Origin of the sequence: Tianxiuia mixotrophica (assembly GCF_050596425.1) — a bacterium.
Classification (GTDB): Bacteria; Bacillota; Clostridia; order Peptostreptococcales; family Acidaminobacteraceae.
This window is the reverse complement of sequence record NZ_CP192292.1, coordinates 882,008-899,718: the sequence shown is the minus strand read 5'-3', so window position 1 is coordinate 899,718 and position 17,711 is coordinate 882,008. Positions and strand designations below refer to the sequence as shown.

General features: G+C 40.0%; 14 protein-coding genes. 2 read left to right on the top strand and 12 right to left on the bottom strand.

The window, feature by feature from the left end; translation table 11 throughout:
- Window positions 1-344: 344 nt before the first annotated feature.
- The 10 genes from rbsK to ACQ4KW_RS04045 form a co-directional block, all read right to left on the bottom strand.
- On the bottom strand, window positions 345-1,259 hold the full coding sequence (rbsK, locus tag ACQ4KW_RS04090; protein WP_430885262.1) for a ribokinase: 915 nt from the start codon (window positions 1,257-1,259) through the stop codon (window positions 345-347).
- A complete protein-coding gene (locus tag ACQ4KW_RS04085) occupies window positions 1,256-1,855 on the bottom strand; it encodes a KpsF/GutQ family sugar-phosphate isomerase (RefSeq protein ID WP_430885261.1) in 600 nt (199 codons plus the stop codon). Before ACQ4KW_RS04085 ends, rbsK begins: the two co-directional genes overlap by 4 nt.
- Before the next feature lie 12 nt (window positions 1,856-1,867).
- Window positions 1,868-2,266: an RbsD/FucU family protein gene (locus tag ACQ4KW_RS04080; protein ID WP_430885260.1), complete on the bottom strand. Its 399-nt coding sequence runs from the start codon at window positions 2,264-2,266 to the stop codon at window positions 1,868-1,870.
- Between the two features lie 11 nt (window positions 2,267-2,277).
- Window positions 2,278-3,195, bottom strand: coding sequence for a dihydrodipicolinate synthase family protein (locus tag ACQ4KW_RS04075; protein WP_430885259.1), 918 nt, complete (start codon window positions 3,193-3,195; stop codon window positions 2,278-2,280).
- Between the two features lie 16 nt (window positions 3,196-3,211).
- The gene (locus tag ACQ4KW_RS04070; RefSeq protein ID WP_430885258.1) at window positions 3,212-4,501 is read right to left on the bottom strand and encodes a TRAP transporter large permease; all 1,290 of its coding nucleotides are present in this window, start codon (window positions 4,499-4,501) and stop codon (window positions 3,212-3,214) included.
- On the bottom strand, window positions 4,501-4,938 hold the full coding sequence (locus tag ACQ4KW_RS04065; RefSeq protein WP_430886538.1) for a TRAP transporter small permease: 438 nt from the start codon (window positions 4,936-4,938) through the stop codon (window positions 4,501-4,503). Before ACQ4KW_RS04065 ends, ACQ4KW_RS04070 begins: the two co-directional genes overlap by 1 nt.
- Before the next feature lie 196 nt (window positions 4,939-5,134).
- Window positions 5,135-6,193 carry a sialic acid TRAP transporter substrate-binding protein SiaP gene (locus ACQ4KW_RS04060; RefSeq protein ID WP_430885257.1) on the bottom strand — a complete coding sequence of 353 codons (1,059 nt, stop codon included), beginning with the start codon at window positions 6,191-6,193 and terminating at the stop codon, window positions 5,135-5,137.
- A gap of 77 nt (window positions 6,194-6,270) precedes the next feature.
- Window positions 6,271-7,035: an IclR family transcriptional regulator gene (locus tag ACQ4KW_RS04055; protein ID WP_430885256.1), complete on the bottom strand. Its 765-nt coding sequence runs from the start codon at window positions 7,033-7,035 to the stop codon at window positions 6,271-6,273.
- 600 nt (window positions 7,036-7,635) lie between these two features.
- A complete protein-coding gene (locus ACQ4KW_RS04050; protein WP_430885255.1) occupies window positions 7,636-9,843 on the bottom strand; it encodes a YhgE/Pip family protein in 2,208 nt (735 codons plus the stop codon).
- 22 nt (window positions 9,844-9,865) lie between these two features.
- A complete protein-coding gene (locus tag ACQ4KW_RS04045) occupies window positions 9,866-12,505 on the bottom strand; it encodes a YhgE/Pip family protein (protein WP_430885254.1) in 2,640 nt (879 codons plus the stop codon).
- A 359-nt stretch (window positions 12,506-12,864) separates the two neighbouring features.
- On the opposite strand from ACQ4KW_RS04045, the gene ACQ4KW_RS04040 reads away from it, so the two are divergent.
- Window positions 12,865-14,073, top strand: coding sequence for an MFS transporter (locus ACQ4KW_RS04040; protein ID WP_430885253.1), 1,209 nt, complete (start codon window positions 12,865-12,867; stop codon window positions 14,071-14,073).
- Window positions 14,074-14,529: 456 nt separating this feature from the next.
- On the opposite strand, the gene ACQ4KW_RS04035 is transcribed toward ACQ4KW_RS04040, so the two are convergent.
- Complete coding sequence (locus ACQ4KW_RS04035) at window positions 14,530-15,807, bottom strand: MFS transporter (protein WP_430885252.1); 1,278 nt, start codon at window positions 15,805-15,807, stop codon at window positions 14,530-14,532.
- 220 nt (window positions 15,808-16,027) lie between these two features.
- On the bottom strand, window positions 16,028-16,936 hold the full coding sequence (locus tag ACQ4KW_RS04030) for a tryptophan-rich sensory protein (RefSeq protein ID WP_430885251.1): 909 nt from the start codon (window positions 16,934-16,936) through the stop codon (window positions 16,028-16,030).
- 387 nt (window positions 16,937-17,323) lie between these two features.
- Between ACQ4KW_RS04030 and ACQ4KW_RS04025 the strand changes: the two genes are divergently transcribed.
- Entirely contained in the window at window positions 17,324-17,677 is a 354-nt protein-coding gene (locus ACQ4KW_RS04025; RefSeq protein WP_430885250.1) for an encapsulin-associated ferritin-like protein, read from the top strand.
- The last annotated feature ends 34 nt before the right edge of the window (window positions 17,678-17,711 follow it).

Genomic DNA, 17,711 nt, shown 5'->3' with positions numbered 1-17,711 from the left:
TCATTTCCTTCTGAGTTAATATTGTACAGGAAAACAGAGGATTTAAAAACAAGAAAAATTGTGCCTAAAAGGATTCAAACCTCATGAGGTCTTTTTAAGCAGTGGATAAACAAAAGCAGACATTAAATCAGGCGCTTGCAAAATTACAGATTTATACCCTTGCTATCCCATATATATAGATTTAAGAATCAACAATTCTATATATGGGATAGCAAGGGTGCTTGAATGATATTTTGCAAGTCGCTCAAATAAAAATATCCGTCCAAGTCACGTATAAAATACGGTCATTAGACGGATATATTATTCTGTCATCTACTTATCTACAGGCTCTTAGATTATATTTTTTAGCTTTGCAAAAACATCTCAACTTCTTCCTTAAGGGGCAGGGATGGAATAGCGCCCTCTCTTGTGACTGTGATACCGCCTACAGCATTGGCATATTTCACGGATGCTTTTAAATCCATACCACTTACGATGCAAGTCGCTAGGGCTCCATTGAAGGAATCTCCCGCCGCCACCGTATCAAGCGGACGCACAGAGTAGCCCTTTATAAAGTCAAACCCATCTGCGTTTCCAATCACAGCACCATTTTTACCAAGGGTGGCAATAACATTTTTCACTCCCAGTTTTAAGAGTTTTTTTATGGCCTCTTTCAACTTTTCTTCACTGTCTACCTTCATACCACTTAGTATTTCCAGTTCTGTTTCATTGGGCGTTAAGTAAGTCACATGCCTTAGAATCTCATCTGGTATGTGTACAGCTGGAGCTGGATTCAAAATTATGGGCACCTTCTTCTCTGAACATTTTTTTATCAGTTCAAAGGTGATTTTATTTTGAAGTTCCAGTTGTGTGACAACAAGATCAGATGCCGTTATAGCCTCCATATCACTCTGGAGGTTCTCCATTGTGTAACTGTGGTTGGCTCCGGGAATAACCACAATCTTATTTTCTGCATCTCTATTGATTTGAATCAGCCCCATTCCTGTAGGGGTTTGTTCGTCTCTTGTAACAGACGACACATCTATACCTTCTTGCTCAAACAAATCTAAGAAAGTCTTTCCATTTGCATCGTTTCCCACTTTTCCAAACATTTTCACACAAGCACCTAGTCGAGCACTTGCAACAGCCTGATTGGCTCCCTTGCCCCCTGGAAAATTTTTTATGGTGGTCCCAATAATGGTCTCACCTGGGCTAGGAAACTTATCAACCTTTGCTATTTGATCCATGACAAATGATCCGACGACAGCTATTTTTTTCATTTTACTGTCACCTCTTTCAGCTTCTTCCCCAGTGCTCCCGCTGGATGATAAAGATGAAAGTCCTCCTTCTCGAAAGACTTGGCTTTTGAAAGGGCGCAGGCAATAGCGTCTCCAAGAACCAAGGCCATTGTGGAAGAAGCTGTTGGAGCAAGATTTAAATGGTCGGCTTCATTGGTTTTAGGATAAACCAGCTTATAATCACACTCACGAGCTAGGTTCGAATCTGCGCCTGCAGTCAGGGCCACCGTTAAACAACCAATATTTTTTAAGGTTGGTAGTGTGCTTAGGACCTCTTGAGTTGACCCACTGTTTGAAATAAGAATGACGATATCGTTTTTGTGGATCATACCCAAATCTCCATGGACGGCTTCTGTGGCATGAATGAAGAAACTGGCTGAACCTGTGCTTGAAAAAGTTGCCGCGAGTTTTTTTCCTATATGCCCAGATTTTCCGACACCAATGAATATTATTTTTCCTTGGCAGTCAAGTAGGGCTTCACAAAGTTTTTCATAGTCGTTTGCACTGCTTTCTATAAGTTCAGTGATTGCATCACGTTCTACGAGCATAGATTCTTTCACTAAGTCTTTAAATTGCATAATATACCTCTTTTACAATACACCTTTTGTTAAAAGAACATTCGCAAATAAGGCTTTCTCTGATGTCGATACGATGCAATATGCATTTTGGGCGGCTTTGTAAAAGGCTTGCCTTTCCAACTTTGTCAGTTGGTCTGCATGTTTTTCAAACTCACGCCATATTTCAGGTACTTTGTCCGTTCCAGTGTCCATAACAACTAGATCTGTATGGGGTGTTTTATCAAGTGGCATTAAGGTAAGCACCGCCTCTAAGACATCTGTGACACTGTGACCGTCAAGTCTAATAAGTTTTTTTGCACAGGACGCAGCAGGAAAATTACCGTCTGCAATCACCAAAGTGTCTCCGTGTCCCATTTCATGAAGTGTTTTAAGCAGGTCCGGAGAAATAATATTAGGAATGCCTTTTAACATACGAATCTCCTTTAAATGTTCAACATTTCACGGGTGTTTCTTTCCCACTCAAGCAATGTTTCTAGGCGGTTTTTAGCTTCATCGTCAAAGCTATCTGCGCTTAGGCGTCTTGAAACAGGTGTCATTTTTACACCATGAGCCATCATGTGCTTTTTGGCGTTCACAGGATATGCAAACTTTTCGATCTCACTCTGGTGGGTTAATGATGCTTGTACTTTTCTGGCTTTTTCAGGCGCAGACCTGTGGTTTTCAAACAACCATTTATAGATGTCTATGTGGAAATTTCCCATAACCCCATTGTAGCCATGATAGCCAAATTCTAGTGAGTCCATAAGGGTTTCCGTATTGGCATTGAAGAGCTTCAAATCAGAATTTTTTACGATTTTAGCTCGTTCTTTTTCGGTCGCGGTGTCACAACTCACATCTTTTAGAAAAACGATTCTTCCAGAATCTGCGCACCACTTAAGCTCTTCACTGCTAAGAAGCCTGCGGTATGGATAGGGACATTCATAAATGCCAAAATTCACATCAGGCATGGCTTCAAGTATTATCTGAAGGTTTTTAAGGAAAACATCAGTCCCCTCACCTTCTGCTGCAAGTCTATTGCTCACAAGGACCACGGCATCTACACCAGTCTCTGAAACGGCTTTCAGCTCTTCGATCTGTTTTTCAATAGTGTCAGAAGTGTGTCCTGATGCGATCACTGGAACGCGTCCATCTGCAGTTTCTACAACGGATTGTGCCAGAGCCACTTTTTCATCTAGAGTTAAAAAAAACATTTCACTGGACTGGCAAACAGCAAACAAGCCATCACTGCCCTTATTGATCAAATATTCTGTAATCGATTTATTGGCTTCAATATCCAAATGGCCCTCTGTATCAAAGGCAGCAATCACGGTCGGCCAAACACCTTTATATTCTATATTCATTTTTTTCCTCACTTTATTACATTAAACCGAATCGTTTTGGGAAATATAGGACCACTTCTGGAACAAAGGTTATTAATGCTAGAACAGCAAGCATAGCCACAATTGGCCAAGCGATCTCTCTCATAACCCCCTTGAGGGAGGTGTTCGATATACCGGCTGTTATAAATAAAAGCATTCCAAACGGTGGCGTTGAAAGACCAATCATCATGTTCAGTGTCACCACAAGACCAAAATGAATAAGATCAATCCCAAAAGCCTTGGCTACAGGAATCATAATTGGTACAAATACCAATTGAATCGTTGATGTATCAATGAACATTCCCAGAATGAGTATGATGACATTGACCATCAGCAAGAAAACATACTTGCTATCTGTAAAGCCTAGAACCAAATTTCCCAAGTCTGTTGCCAGTTGTTCACGGGCAACAATATACGAAAGCACAGCTGCTGCGCCAATCATTAAACTGACAGAGCCTGTGTCTACAATTGTGTTTTTTACAATTTCCATAAGACCTTTTAAGTCAAGAGCCTTATAGGCAATCAGCGAAACAACCATAGCATAAATACCTGCCACAGCCCCCGCTTCTGTTGGCGTCATAACGCCTGTGTATATACCCATTAGCAAAATAACCGGTGTTAATAGGGCTGGTAATGCCTGGATTGTGAACTGAATAAATTCACGCATTTTCATTTTCTTCTCACGCGGATAGTCTCTCACTTTAGAGACCACTGTCACATATGCCATGAGACCAAAACAAATTAAGGCTGCTGGAACCATCCCTCCGAGGAAAAGTGCCCCAACTGATGCGCCCGAAAGCATGGCGTACATAACCAGGGGAATACTCGGTGGGAATATTGGACCAACTGTCGCTGATGCTGCTGTTATAGCGCATGAAAACTCATCGTCATAACCCGCTTTTTTCATTGCATCTATCTCCATTTTCCCGAGTCCAGATGCATCTGCAATGGCTGATCCTGTCATGCCAGAAAAAATTAATGAGGCAATGACATTCACATGTCCAAGTGCCCCTCGTCTTCCATTTGCCAGTCCATTGGCAAATTTAAATATCATTTCTGTCACACGACCAGAGTTCATGACATTAGCTGTAAAAATAAATAACGGTACTGCAATGATTACGTAATTGGAGTAGTAGGTATTCATCACGTGATTTGCCACTGATGTTAAATCCGTGCCTTTCATGAGAAAGTACACACAGCCTGCTGAAATCATACCTAGGGAAATCGGCATACGTAATAGAAATATGAGAACGAAAACCACAAAAGTGGCCCACAATGCAATATTCATTAATACTCACTACTTTCTTGTATAGCTGGTTGTCTATCCACTAAGATCATAATATCTTCCCAAATTTCACTAAGTGTGTATCCAATAATTGAAACGACAAAGTACACAAACACTGAGAAAATCCAGCTCAATTTAATTTTAAATACCGATGTTGATTGGAATCCCATAAAGCTTACGTACTCCATTGATGGTTGAATCAACAAAAGAAACGTAACGAATATGATGACATTACCCGCAAGTCTTGTGAGTGCTGCCATTTTGGGACTGAGCATGTCATAAATCAAGGTAAATTTCACATGGTTTCTTTGACGCATTGCATAGCAAGCGCCCAGTATAACCGTCCATGAAAACCCAATGACAGTGACCTCATATGCCCATGTAAGCGGAAACTTAAATACGTATCTGGATATGATTTGAACAACAAATGTCATAAACATCACGATAAATGCGCATATAGGTATATATATATCTCGAAAACATCTCTCACTTTGTATAGAACCTTTTTGAAAGTGTTCACATTATCCCTCCGAATGTTGTATAATTAAGGTTCAAGATGAGGCGTTAGACAATGACTGACTTTGACCGATATTGGGGAATATCAAAAGCCAGCCATGTCTTAACGTCTCTCTTCATCTAGTTTGCAGCTTCTTGAACTTTCTCAAAGAGATCCATGTCCCAGTCTGCTGTCAAATCTTCATTTTCTATGTACTGCTTTAATACCACATCGCTAAATGCATCAACATCCGCTTCGTAAACATTGACACCTTCGCCTTTGAAGAATTCAACCAGTTCCGCTTCACGGTCACGATTTAAAGTGTCACAAGTGTTTCTTGCTTCTTCCATAGCGTCCATAACGATGTCTTGCTGTTCAGAACTTAAAGAATTCCACTTGGCTTCATTAATTGTCGGCCATACACTGTCTACCAGGTGATTTGTAATGGAAATTGACTTTGTAACTTCATAGAATTTCGCATTTTTCACTGTTGGCAGTGGGTTATCTTGTCCATCAACTGTGCCTGTTTGAAGAGCCATGTAAAGCTCAGAGAATGCGATTGGCGTTGGGTTGGCTCCAAGAGCCTTACCAAGGAAGAGCCACGCTTCTGAATTTGGCATTCTTAGATTAACACCTTTCAAATCTGCAGGTGTTTTCACCGCTTTGTCTTCTACAAGATTGATTTGACGTGTTCCTAGATAGAAGGCCTTCAGTGGTCGGATGCCCTGTTCTTCAACAACTTTTTCGAAAACTTCTGTGCCCACTTCACCATTTAGAACTTGTGTCATGTGGTCATAGCTTTTGAACATATAGCCTGCACTAAACATTGATATCCAAGGGGAATTCTCAGACAACCATGGTGCAGATAGGTAAACGATATCCGCTTGACCTGTTTTTACAGCTGATAACTCTTGATCTTGCTTAAAGAGTGAACCTGAATGGAACGTATCCACTGTGATGTTTCCATTTGATTTGCTCTCAACAGCCTCTTTAAATGCCATCATAGCTTCATAATGCGCATCACCTGGAACTGCATTCACTGAGAAGATCAGATTCACAGGCTCTGTTTTTTCCTCATTTGAAACCTCTGAACCAGCTTGGTCACTCCCACTCTCTTCTTGTGTTTCATTGCCACTTGCACACGCCACTAGAGATAGTGCCATGACCAGTGCCATTAAAACAACTAACCACTTTTTCATTTTTACCTCCCATGTAATAATCTATTTATTTCTGGCAAAGCCAGTTACAACCCATTTGTCTAAATAGAGTAATATACTTAGAGCTTCCGTCTTATTTCATAGGCAGCATCTCGTAAAACGTTTGCACAGCGTACAAGCTTTTCATCATCAAAGTCATGAGCGGTGCTAGATATACTCAGTCCGCCGATAAGCTCATCATTGCTCCCGAAAATTGGAACGCCAATGCACTTTACATTTCTTTCGTGCTCAATGTTATCTATGGCATAGCCACGCTCGCGGGCTTCTCTTATATCTTCTAGGATGGCCTCTTCCTCTGTCAGAGTGTTTGGCGTATAGCTTTTTCTTTCCATATCAATACGCTGAACAATTTCCTCTTCATCCATAGCCATTAACATGGCCTTTCCAACGGATGTGCAGTAGAGGGGGGCTTTTTCTCCCATTATGGAACGGAATGGATAGTCCTTGTCATAAGATGTTGGATAGGCTGTGAACATATAAAGGACATAGGCGCCATGAGGCACTCCAAAATACATCATTTCTCCCAGTTCATCAGACACCCTTTTCATTACTTGATAAACCACGTTCTGATAATTAAAACGACTTGTAACAACATATGAGAACTCAAGCATTTTGTTGCTTAAGTGATATTTTGAATTTCTAGGGTTTTTTTCAACATATCCAGCCACCTCTAAAGTGGACAGCATATTGTGAACGTTGCTCTTATATAGTTGCAACATATTGCTGATTTCTGTCACACCCAGTTCAGGTGTGTTCTTAGTAAAACACTCTAGTATTTTCAAGGATTTATAAAGGGATTTTACTTTGATTTCATCTTGTGACATTGCAGTCTCCTTCCGCCTGTTCTCTATTATAGAACGACGTTCTTTTATTTGATACACCATTATTATATTTGACGCTTTATCTAACGTCAATATGATTTATTAATATTATTTTCGTACAAAACGTACTTCTGATGGACTTACAAAATTAGGTTAAATTGCATAGTTCAGACATATGGAATATACTCATACATGAAAATCCATATTGGCACCTATGGCGCTATTCATTTCATAAGTGTTCACTTCATAATCGCTCACCTAATATCTGGACACAGCCATTATAACGTCAGATCTACATTGTTATAATATTCACACTAGCTTCGTGCCTTTAACATATTTTCAAGCACTTACAGAGACCTCTAAGACCATAGAACACTTTAGTCAATAAAATATAACAAGTAACTTTTGTAGGGAAACTTTCATATGTCCTGTGTCTTGAGCGACCTTAGATTAATCAAAGGCACTTAAAACTGTTACTTAATACGATTCATAGAGAGTCTAATTTATAGCATTTAAAAAGAGCTGTCAGGTTAGGTCTAGCATCAACCTTTCCATAACAGCTCTATCATTCATTAAAACTATAAAGTTTTTAAACAAACCACCCTACTTCAAATCCGACTCTTCAAATTTTTCTTCAAAGAAGTGGATCAGTGGATGCAGGGGCTTCTTTAGAAGTCCAAATGGCAGAACCACTGCAATCACTTTCAAAAGGGCATGAACATGGCCTGTCACTTGTTCAGGCACGGGGCCCAGTATGGCTTCTCTAAATCCGCCAATGGCATAGGTAAATGGCCAAAGGGGTTGCAAAATGCCAAATATCTCTGGGTTGGTTTCAATAGGATAAATGCCACCTGACCCTGCAATTTGGAATATCATAATGACAATGGCAATGGCTTTTCCCACATTGCCAAGGACAGAAGCCAGGGTGAATATAATGCTTACAAAAGTAACCGATGTCAGGGCTGCAAATAGGAACATAAGACCCGTGTCCTTTGGTGCCACCCCCAGTATGGCTATGTCTCCCAGAACAATAATCATTGCTTGAATAAGGGATATTGTTAAAAATAAAATCAATTTACTAATATGGACATGTCCCATGCTATAGCCATGATTCCAGTGGCTGTTCGCACTCAAAATGGAACTGATTAAGAGGGCACCCACCCATATGGCCAGGACAGTGTAAAACGGGGTAATAGCAATGCCAAAAGCCTCGACTTCATAAAGTTCTATAACTTCCACATCAAGGGGTTCCGCCAAGAAATCCGTTATTTCCGTCGGGTTATCGCGAATCAAATCGTAAAGCTTTGTCAGTTGTTCTTCATCCACATCATCAAGTCTATCTAGGACATCCTCAATATCTGTGTTGAGTTCCGATAAAATATCAATGGCATGGGTCTTTTGTGAAAAAGCCATATCCCGAGTCGCAATGACAAACTTTGACGTAGCTCTGTACTGGGATGTTGCCACTTCTAAGGCCTCCACCAAGTCAGCTGTATCACTTAAAGAAGCAATCATATTGGTGGACAAGGCATTTATTGTCGGTGTTAAAGTCGTGTTAAAGAAATCTTGAATTTCTCCAGACCGCTGAGAAACAGAACCGCTTAAGTCCTTGAGCAGATAGAGTTGGTCTTCAATAAATTCTCTTTTCTCATCATCTTTCTTTGTAGACGCTAAAAGCAGTAATTTATCCCGTTCCTGGTTTACGAGCTTTTGCATAAAGGTCAAAGAACTGATGGTAAATTGAACAGAATTCTTGTCTTCTTCAGGATCAAGGCTTTCAAGGGCTTCAATGTTTTCATCAAGTTGTTCTTCTAAGTCCGTACAGATGCTATTTGTGCTCGATAAAATGCTTAAGAAGTCTTCATCAAGGGTGTTGTCATTGATGGCTATGAGTTTATCAATAAGGGCTTCATTCTTTTCATTGAGGGCCTGAACATTTGATAAGCCTGCACTCAGAGTCTCAATTTTCTCAGTAAAGGCATCTGTCTGGGCACTCTTTAAGCGTGAGGTCGCTCTTACAATGGCCTGAAGGCTATTCATTTTGTCAAGAACGATGTCCATACGTTCACTGGTTTGCCTTAAATGACTTTGATATTTCTGGTCATTGCCCTTCTCATTTTCCAGGTGGCCTGATATGTTTTCAATGTTTTCACTGAGGCTTCTAAGGTCTGCCTTTAAATCACTGAGTGTTATTGAGTCGGCGTCTGATTTATCCGCCCCTTCGTTAAAGGTTTCAAATATCTCTTCATTAACCGTTTTTACAAAATTGCTTCGAATGTTACCCACCAGTTTATCCTTTGCCACATTTGTTATCTTTGCCGCTATGGCATTGAGCTTTTCATTGGCTTTATAAATAATAGCTGGCTTTCTTGGCGTTGATGTCCCCAGACTGGTTAAGCGCTCGGAAAAGTTTGATGGAATCTCAATCATGGCATAGTAACGGCCATCATTTAGGCCATAATTGCCTTGCCACTGGTCAACAAAGTGCCAGTTGATGGAAGTGTTCTCCTTCATTTCATCAATAATATTCTCTCCAACATTGATGACCTTGCCATCAAAAACCGCGCCATTGTCATTGTTGACTATGGCCACAGGAAGATTTCCAGTGTTGGCATAGGGATCCCAACTGGCATAAATGTTAATCCATGCATAAAGGGATGGGAGCAAGCACAGGCCAAGGACTATAATAAGCGCCGCCATATTTTTCCCCATCGTCTTAAAATCATGTTGCAAGAGGATTAAAATCGGTTTTAGGCCCCTATCCCAGATAAGGTGTTTTATTTTTTCTATCCAGTCAGTTATATGTTTCATGTCTACGACCCTATCCTTTCTACTATTCTCCTAGTCCTGACTCTTTTAGCTTCTGTTCAAACTTTTCCACCTTTGGATGGAGTTTTTCCACCATCATGTAGCCATATATTATAAAGACAATTGCAAATATAATAAGGGCAATGATGTTCAAAAATACATTGATAAGCAGGGGCCCTGCGATGGCCTCTCTAAACCCATTGATGGAATAGGTGAATGGGAAAAGGGGTTGCAGTATCCTAAAAATAAGGGGATCCACTTGAATGGGATAAGTCCCCCCACTGCCAGCAAGCTGTAAAATCATGTATATGATGGATAGAGCCTTACCAAAATTACTCAGGGTCGCCATGAGCGTGAAAGTAATGGTTGAAAACACAATGGATGAAAGCACCGCGAATAGAATAAATAATGGGGCATTGACCACATGTATTTTTAACAGCCATATATCTCCCACGGCTATAATTAGAGCTTGGAAAATAGCCAGAGTCCAAAAATAAAGCATTTTTCCAAAGTGCCTCTCGCGAACCGTCATTTCATTAGCGCCATCAAACTGTCCCGGACGGGCTTTTAGTACAGAGTTTAAAAAGAGACATCCCACCCAAAGAGCCAGCGTGGAATAGACCGGCGCCATGCTCGACCCATAGTTTGGAATGGCATTTATGGTTTCCGTTTGAAGGTCAAATGGGCTGGACATAAAATCTCCCATAAACTCTGGGTTGCTCTGAAGCAGGCTTATAATGAGGGATATATCCCTGTTATCTATCATTTCCAGTTCATCCCCTACAACATCAAGGGTATGGCGGGCATCGTTTAACATGCGCTTTAGTTCAGCAGCAAAATCAGCCGTTAATTGTCCCCCTTGTGATGAAGCACTTGATGACGATTTGATATAGTCATTGAGAGATTTAAGAGACTCAAGAAGCACACTGGTGTTTTTGGCCCGGTCTATTGAATGATCAATGATTTCATTAATATCTTTTCGAGTGTAGGCAATAAATCTGGTCTCAATATTTTTTAGCTGGCTGGATGTGGTTGCCACTGTATCACTTAAAGTGTTTAACCTGTCACTTAAAATTTCATTGGTGTCTTCTAGGTGTTCCTCAATCTGGGCAATTTGCTCTTTCTGATCGCGCAGGCTTTTCTGGATGCTCTCTAGTTCACCGCTGACATCTTCTAGCCTCTCATCTCGATTTTCGTTCACTTCCTTGGAATCTTCTGAAAAGACAAGGACATTGTCGATCTCGTCATCAATATTTTGAGTGGCCTCAATGGCATCACCAACTCTTGCATTTGCAGTATCCACTTGGTCTTGAATGTTATCCTGTCCCTCTTTTAAACCTTCTAAAGCATCCCCTAAATTATGAAGGGGAGCAGCATCTTGAATATTCTCAAGCTGGTTGATGGCCCCTTGAATAACCGGACTCCCCAAACCACTGTTAAGAGCTTTTAACTGGTCAATCGTACTATCGAGCCCCTCATCAATGGCCTGGGTGCTGTCCTCTAAATCATCTATCTGATTTTCTAGGGCATCACTCACAGACCCCATAGATCCCGATACACCGCTCAGGGCATCCTGCATGTTCACAAGCTGGTCTTCAAACCGTCCAATACGCCCCTGAAACCCAGTCATTCTCTCCTGAGCTGAGTCGATTTCATCATCCAGTTCAACGTCCTCAACAACTTCTAGGTAGTCCCTAGTCGCTTCAATGGAAGCATCCAGGGCATTGATCTGATAATTGATTTTTAAGACCGTTTTGTTGATATCATTTTCGGTCATTTCTTCATGGGTATCATTTAGATCATTTATGAGCTTATGAATATTTTCACTTGACTCTGTGGCCTGATAAAAGTTATTTTCAAGGCCATCTAGGGCTCCATTGATAATGATTTCAGTATTTAGGAGCAATTCGGCTCTATTTTGAGTGTTTTTTTCTAGGGTTTCTATGCTTCTTTCCACCTCAGGAGACAAGGCATGTATTTCTTCCATAAAACTTTCATAGTTCACTGACCCTGTTGTGACATTCTCAAGGGCCTTATCCAGAAAATCGATGTTGCGATTGACTGAGACAATAAAATCCTTCATGCGGATAAGGTCTTCTTTTTTAGTGTCCGCATCTTCACCTATATCGTTCAGTGACTTGAAAACTGTTTCATTAACCGTTGCAACAAAGTTGCTCTTGATCTGCTCCACAAGGGTATTTTTAGCTGTGTCCGTTATTTTAACCGCCACGGGGTTGGACTTTGTATCTACCTTATATATAATATGGGGTTTGTGGGGGTCTTCTTCTAGCACTGACATAAAATCATCAGAAAAAGACTCAGGTATTTCAATGGATGCATAGTAGGTGCCTTCTTTGAGTCCCTTGTCTGCCTGATCCCTTGAAACAAAGGTCCACTTTATTTTGTCGTTTTCTCTAAGCTCTTCGACGACGTCATCACCTATATTGATGATTTCGTCATCAAATAGGACATCCTCATCATTATTGATAACAGCAACAGGAAGACCGCCTGTATTCTCATACACATCCCAACAGGCCACAATATTGATCCAGGCATACAGGGCGGGAATCACACATATCGCAAATATGATGATAAGGGCAATTGGATTTTTTAAAGTGTTTTTTATATCTCTTTTGTAGACGCGTTTTATATTTTGTCTATTCATTTTATCCTCCACCTTAGGGTCAGGCCCAAGTTTAAATGTTAGCGCATTTTGAGTCAAATATATTATTCGTTTCATTTATTTAAAATTGTTTTGTTTTAAGATTTAATTTAACAAGCCCAAATTCCATTATAATACATCCTCTTCGATTTGTTTGATATATTTTCTATTATTATAGGACTTTTTGCATTCTTTTTACTTCTTCCTATGATTCTTGTGACTTGATACCATATCAATTTATATTTATTAGATGTCTAAAACAGGCAAGCATCATCTTTTCATTGGGTTCATCACTATCTATGCCTTTTATTTCGACTCCCTATATATTTGCATCCCTAAATAATACTTGTTATAGTTAAGTTATGAGTTATAAAAATTTAAATACAATTATTAAAAAGTTCATAGTTGTTGTCTTTCTGTACGGACTCACATCCGCTTCTTTTAACGGCTTTTTTGGCATTTACTTAAAAGAACTTGGCCATCCCGAAAGCATCGTGGGGACGATTCTATCTCTACGTCGACTTTCCGTAGGACTATCCACAATAATCATAGCCTTTGTTTCTGGCCGATTCGGCCATAAAAACACATTGATTCTGGGACTGCTTACAGTCGGCACAGCAAGCATAGCCATTGTCATGACCGAATCCACTATGGTTATGAAGTTCATAGCCCTTATTTTCGGACTGGGTCAAGCAGCTATGATGACTGTTGAATCCCCATTTATTTATAATCAAACAAGTGAAGAAGAGCGTGTCCACGCCTTCAGTCTTACATTTGCTACGAGAAATGCAGCTTTTATGACCGGCTCCCTTGTCACAGGTATACTAGCGGATCTATTCCAGACCCATTTGGGTCAAGGTATTTTACCCCTTCGCTATGCGCTGGTCATAGTGAGTGCCGTGAGTTTAGTGGCCCTTATTCCGCTGATTCTTTTAAAACCAAGGGCAGAAATCGCTACTAAGCGATTAGATTTCCATGAGTTTAAGGGCTTTTATACAAGGCGCAACATACAATTCCTACTCTATACTGGATCAATTGGTCTAGGCGCCGGCATGGTTGTGCCGTTTTTCGGTGTATACCTTAAATACATGCTCACCACCACGGAAAGTATTGTTGGTCTTATTTTAAGCTTTGCCCAGCTGGGGACAGTTTTTGGCGGACTAAGCGTGCCTTATTTAAGCAAAAGAGTTGGTGCCTATAAGACCATTGTCTTTACACAAATTGCGAGCATTCCGCTTCTTCTGGCGATTGGTTTTCCCCAGGGACTTCTTATCGTGGCCCTGTCATTTTTCCTTAGAAGTTCCCTTATGAATATGGGCCAACCCCTTATTCGTAATATCTCTATGGATATAATAGAAGCCCATCACCGCCCACTTATGAGTGCAATGCGGGCGATGGCCAATAACCTAACCCGGGCACTGGGTATTTTTATCGGTGGTTGGCTTATGGAGCATTTCAATTACAACACACCATACATTTTCACCATTGCTCTGTATCTAACAGGAACAGCCCTCTTTTATAATCTATTCCGTTTGAAAATTAAGACCAAGTGGGTCTCAGCAGAGTCCTAAACTATAGGTATATTCTGAATCTACATGCCCAAATGTATGTGTTTTAATGTCGTAATTCAATCTATATGGGCTTGAATCTATACTCTCAACTCTGACAATTGAGCGACATGTAAAATATAGCTATTTAAATCACGCATTTGCCTTTGCAGTGAATCAAATTAATCATTACAAATCCACAGTTTAAGTTTATTCATCAAAGCAAAAGGGAGCCAGTATTAACAAGGCTCCCTTTCTTTATATTTCTATATTTATATTTCTATATTTATATTTATATATTTATATTTATATATTTATATTTATATATTTTTTTTTGAAAGAATTACCCTAAAACAACTTGTAAAATATCATTTAAAAGTCTTCGTCATACCATATATATATTTACATATCAAAATTCTATACTTGGTATGAAGAGAACCCAGATCTGTAATTTTACACGCGCCAGAATCTAATAGGCGACTAGGCTTCTAGATTATTTATAGGCTTTACAGGCTTACGTATGGAAAGTGACAAGAGTATGCCCATAGCCGCTAGTCCTGCCATAGCAAGAAAAACAAAGAAGTAACTCCCTGTTAAATCGTAAGACAGTCCAAATGGAACAGTTCCAAAGGCTGATCCTATAACCATGAAGACCGTTGCCGCACCCCTAATACTTCCCAGATGAAGCCTTCCAAAATACTTGACCCAAATCACGTTTAAAGTCACATTCTGCATATTGGTGATAAGGCCATAAATAAGAATGAAGATTGCCGCCATCAGGGTTGTCTTGACATACAACATGAAAAGTAGGTCTAGGGCTATTAAAGCTGATGTGACAGATAAAATATATTTAGACCGGAACCGGTCCACAATAGCACTGGCAAGAACAGGCATGAAAAATCCCGGAACTGCAACCAGACCAATAACAAGGGCGGCCGATTCAGGACTCACATTTTTTGTAGACATAATGGAAAAGAAGTGGAACATCATCCCTGTACTGATCAGGGGCACCATCATAGATATAATGCCCACAAACCAAAACTCTTTTGTTCTTAAGGCTTCATTTAAGTGAAATGATTCCCGCTCCGTTTTTTCAAGTTCCATATCAAGATCACTTTGATCTTTTACTTCTTGATTGTCAGGCAGCAGGCCAATATCTTCTGGCTTGTTGATAATAAAAAAGGCCATAAGTGGAACAAAAATCACAAGAAGAAGTAAGGACCACCCTCTCCAGGCCATTTGCCAACCGACAATTGAAATCATGTATGTATTAAAGGCAGGTACAATCATATTTCCAAGCATGTTTCCAAAGGCCAGTAAGCTCATGGCAAGGGCCCTATTCTTATCAAACCACTGCGGAACCAGAGACCCCGGTATGAGCGTAAGCGACCCTTGTCCAAAGTATCTTAGCATAAAAAATCCGAAGAATATCATAGGCACATTGATAATGAAACTATTAAACATACAAGACACAGCCAGCATTGTTCCTGCAATAACAAGCATGCGTCTTTGGCCAAACTTGTCTACAGCCTTTCCCATGAATACAATCAGGGAACCCGACAGGATTGTTGCAACAGAGTAGACTGTGGAAATCATGGTCCGGGAATAACCAAATTCCTTTATATAAGAATCTATAAAAGTGGAAATGGAATATGTTTGACCCGGTGATGAAAAGAAGGTGCTCAGTGCAGAAAGCAGGAGGATCACCCAGCCATAGTAGAATGTTTTATTAATTTTTTTTGCAAAAGTATATTTCATATGAACTCCTAAATGTCTTGTACTTCAGGTAACTATTGTTTACAAGACTACACTATATAGGTTTCCGTGCCACTATGCAAGACGCCCCTGCTTGAATAGGGAAGTTACTATACCCGACTCAATACAATCCAGTATATGAGGCAAACTTCTTATGAACTACACTGGATCACGCACTTTAAAACACGTAAAATTATCAGTTATAGTCAATCAAATCGCCTTCCTACCCATTTAAACTGGTATGCCTTTTAATAAAAAGAATACTCACTTGCCCTGTAAACATAAGAAGACAAGCCCCAACCACTAAAATGACTGGCATATACTGACCATTAAACCCCGCAGGTGAAATGTGCTTAAGTAAAATACCGCCATAGGCCCAAACTAAAACGAGACCATAGGGGATGCTTTTAAATCTGCGCATAGTCGCTATTCCAATGACCGCTCCAATCCCGATCACTAGACATGTCCAAATATAGTCTTCAATACCAAAGCCAGTCCAGTTGATGGAGACCAGCCATACAGTGACATTGGCAATGGTTGCAACCGTTATCCAGGCAAAGTAGATGGCAAAGGGTGTCTTGACTACAAGGGCTTCTAGTCTATTAAACCGTTCAGGCCTTAACCATAAGTTGATGCGAATGAGACTCACAAGCAGACCAATCATGACAAGAAGACTCATAAAGATAAAATCATAATGCCATGCAAATATCCAAATGCTATTTAAGACAGACGTTCCTATATAAACCTTATTGATTTTGTCTACTAGGGCCTTTCGTGTTTGGTTTTCACTTTGCTTATGATTGTGAATTGAATTCTTGTTTGGATTTACCTTATGATTTTCAGCATCCCTTTGTTTGTTCACTTCGCTATCTCCGTGGCTGTTTTTATTTCTATCTCCTCTATAATACTTAAACTGATATATTGTATAGGCGAATAGAAAGAGATAAATAAGACCCCATATGGAAAAAGTTATGCCCGCTGGAGCAAATAAATTCTTATAAGCATTAGAAATATCCCCAGTTGTCCGCCCATTTATAGGGAGGGCGTTTGCCATCCCATTCACGCCAACCATTATGAAAAACGCTACGCCTGCCAACCAGGGCAGTGGTTTTGCTGATCTATTATTTTTCATTGTTCCCCCCCTTGCTGTGTGACTCTATCCAATCCTCTAGTATATGCATGAAGGACTTCTACAAAAGTTTTCTGTAATAGTTTTCTATAAAGGTTTTCTATAAAGGTTCTCAAAATTTTTCTCTAATAGAAAACTGTATATCATACTTACCACATCTTTTATTATGTCTACCGATTATTTTACACGTTTTTCAGGAACCAATATATAATGCGCTACACATTCCCTTAAATAAGAATGTACACACCCAGATTTATTAGTCCTCACTCTGACTTTTTCTTCATACGTTTTATTAAATATTGGTAATACAATTATTGGGATATTCCCGATTATCGTATCAACTGCCGGGTAAGTATGAATGGGAAACACATACTATAGGAGGTAAAATTTATGACAAACTATCATGAACCAGCAAATACGCTTAGCAATGAAACACGAGATTTTGTTCGTGCCTTAAACAGCCTTAAAGAGGAAGTTGAAGCTGTGGATTGGTACCAGCAAAGAGTTGATGCCAGTAGCAGTGCTGAACTGAAAGCCATTATGGCCCACAACCGTGATGAAGAAATTGAACACGCTTGTATGACCCTTGAATGGCTTCGTAGAAATATGGATGGCTGGGACGAACAGCTCCGTACATACCTTTTCACAAGTGCACCAATTCTTGAAGTGGAAGAAGCGGCAGAAAGTGAAGATGACGCTAGCGAAAGCAGTGACAAGGACTTAAATATTGGAAATATGAAATAGTAATCGTACAGACACACTGGAAGACATATATCAG

Bases quoted from the DNA above. Each gene is read 5' to 3' on its own strand.
- rbsK (WP_430885262.1), bottom strand. From the start codon at position 1,259: ATGAAAAAAATAGCTGTCGTCGGATCATTTGTCATGGATCAAATAGCA.
- ACQ4KW_RS04085 (WP_430885261.1), bottom strand. From the start codon at position 1,855: ATGCAATTTAAAGACTTAGTGAAAGAATCTATGCTCGTAGAACGTGAT.
- ACQ4KW_RS04080 (WP_430885260.1), bottom strand. From the start codon at position 2,266: ATGTTAAAAGGCATTCCTAATATTATTTCTCCGGACCTGCTTAAAACA.
- ACQ4KW_RS04075 (WP_430885259.1), bottom strand. From the start codon at position 3,195: ATGAATATAGAATATAAAGGTGTTTGGCCGACCGTGATTGCTGCCTTT.
- ACQ4KW_RS04070 (WP_430885258.1), bottom strand. From the start codon at position 4,501: ATGAATATTGCATTGTGGGCCACTTTTGTGGTTTTCGTTCTCATATTT.
- ACQ4KW_RS04065 (WP_430886538.1), bottom strand. From the start codon at position 4,938: ATGTTTATGACATTTGTTGTTCAAATCATATCCAGATACGTATTTAAG.
- ACQ4KW_RS04060 (WP_430885257.1), bottom strand. From the start codon at position 6,193: ATGAAAAAGTGGTTAGTTGTTTTAATGGCACTGGTCATGGCACTATCT.
- ACQ4KW_RS04055 (WP_430885256.1), bottom strand. From the start codon at position 7,035: ATGTCACAAGATGAAATCAAAGTAAAATCCCTTTATAAATCCTTGAAA.
- ACQ4KW_RS04050 (WP_430885255.1), bottom strand. From the start codon at position 9,843: ATGAAACATATAACTGACTGGATAGAAAAAATAAAACACCTTATCTGG.
- ACQ4KW_RS04045 (WP_430885254.1), bottom strand. From the start codon at position 12,505: ATGAATAGACAAAATATAAAACGCGTCTACAAAAGAGATATAAAAAAC.
- ACQ4KW_RS04040 (WP_430885253.1), top strand. From the start codon at position 12,865: ATGAGTTATAAAAATTTAAATACAATTATTAAAAAGTTCATAGTTGTT.
- ACQ4KW_RS04035 (WP_430885252.1), bottom strand. From the start codon at position 15,807: ATGAAATATACTTTTGCAAAAAAAATTAATAAAACATTCTACTATGGC.
- ACQ4KW_RS04030 (WP_430885251.1), bottom strand. From the start codon at position 16,936: ATGAAAAATAATAGATCAGCAAAACCACTGCCCTGGTTGGCAGGCGTA.
- ACQ4KW_RS04025 (WP_430885250.1), top strand. From the start codon at position 17,324: ATGACAAACTATCATGAACCAGCAAATACGCTTAGCAATGAAACACGA.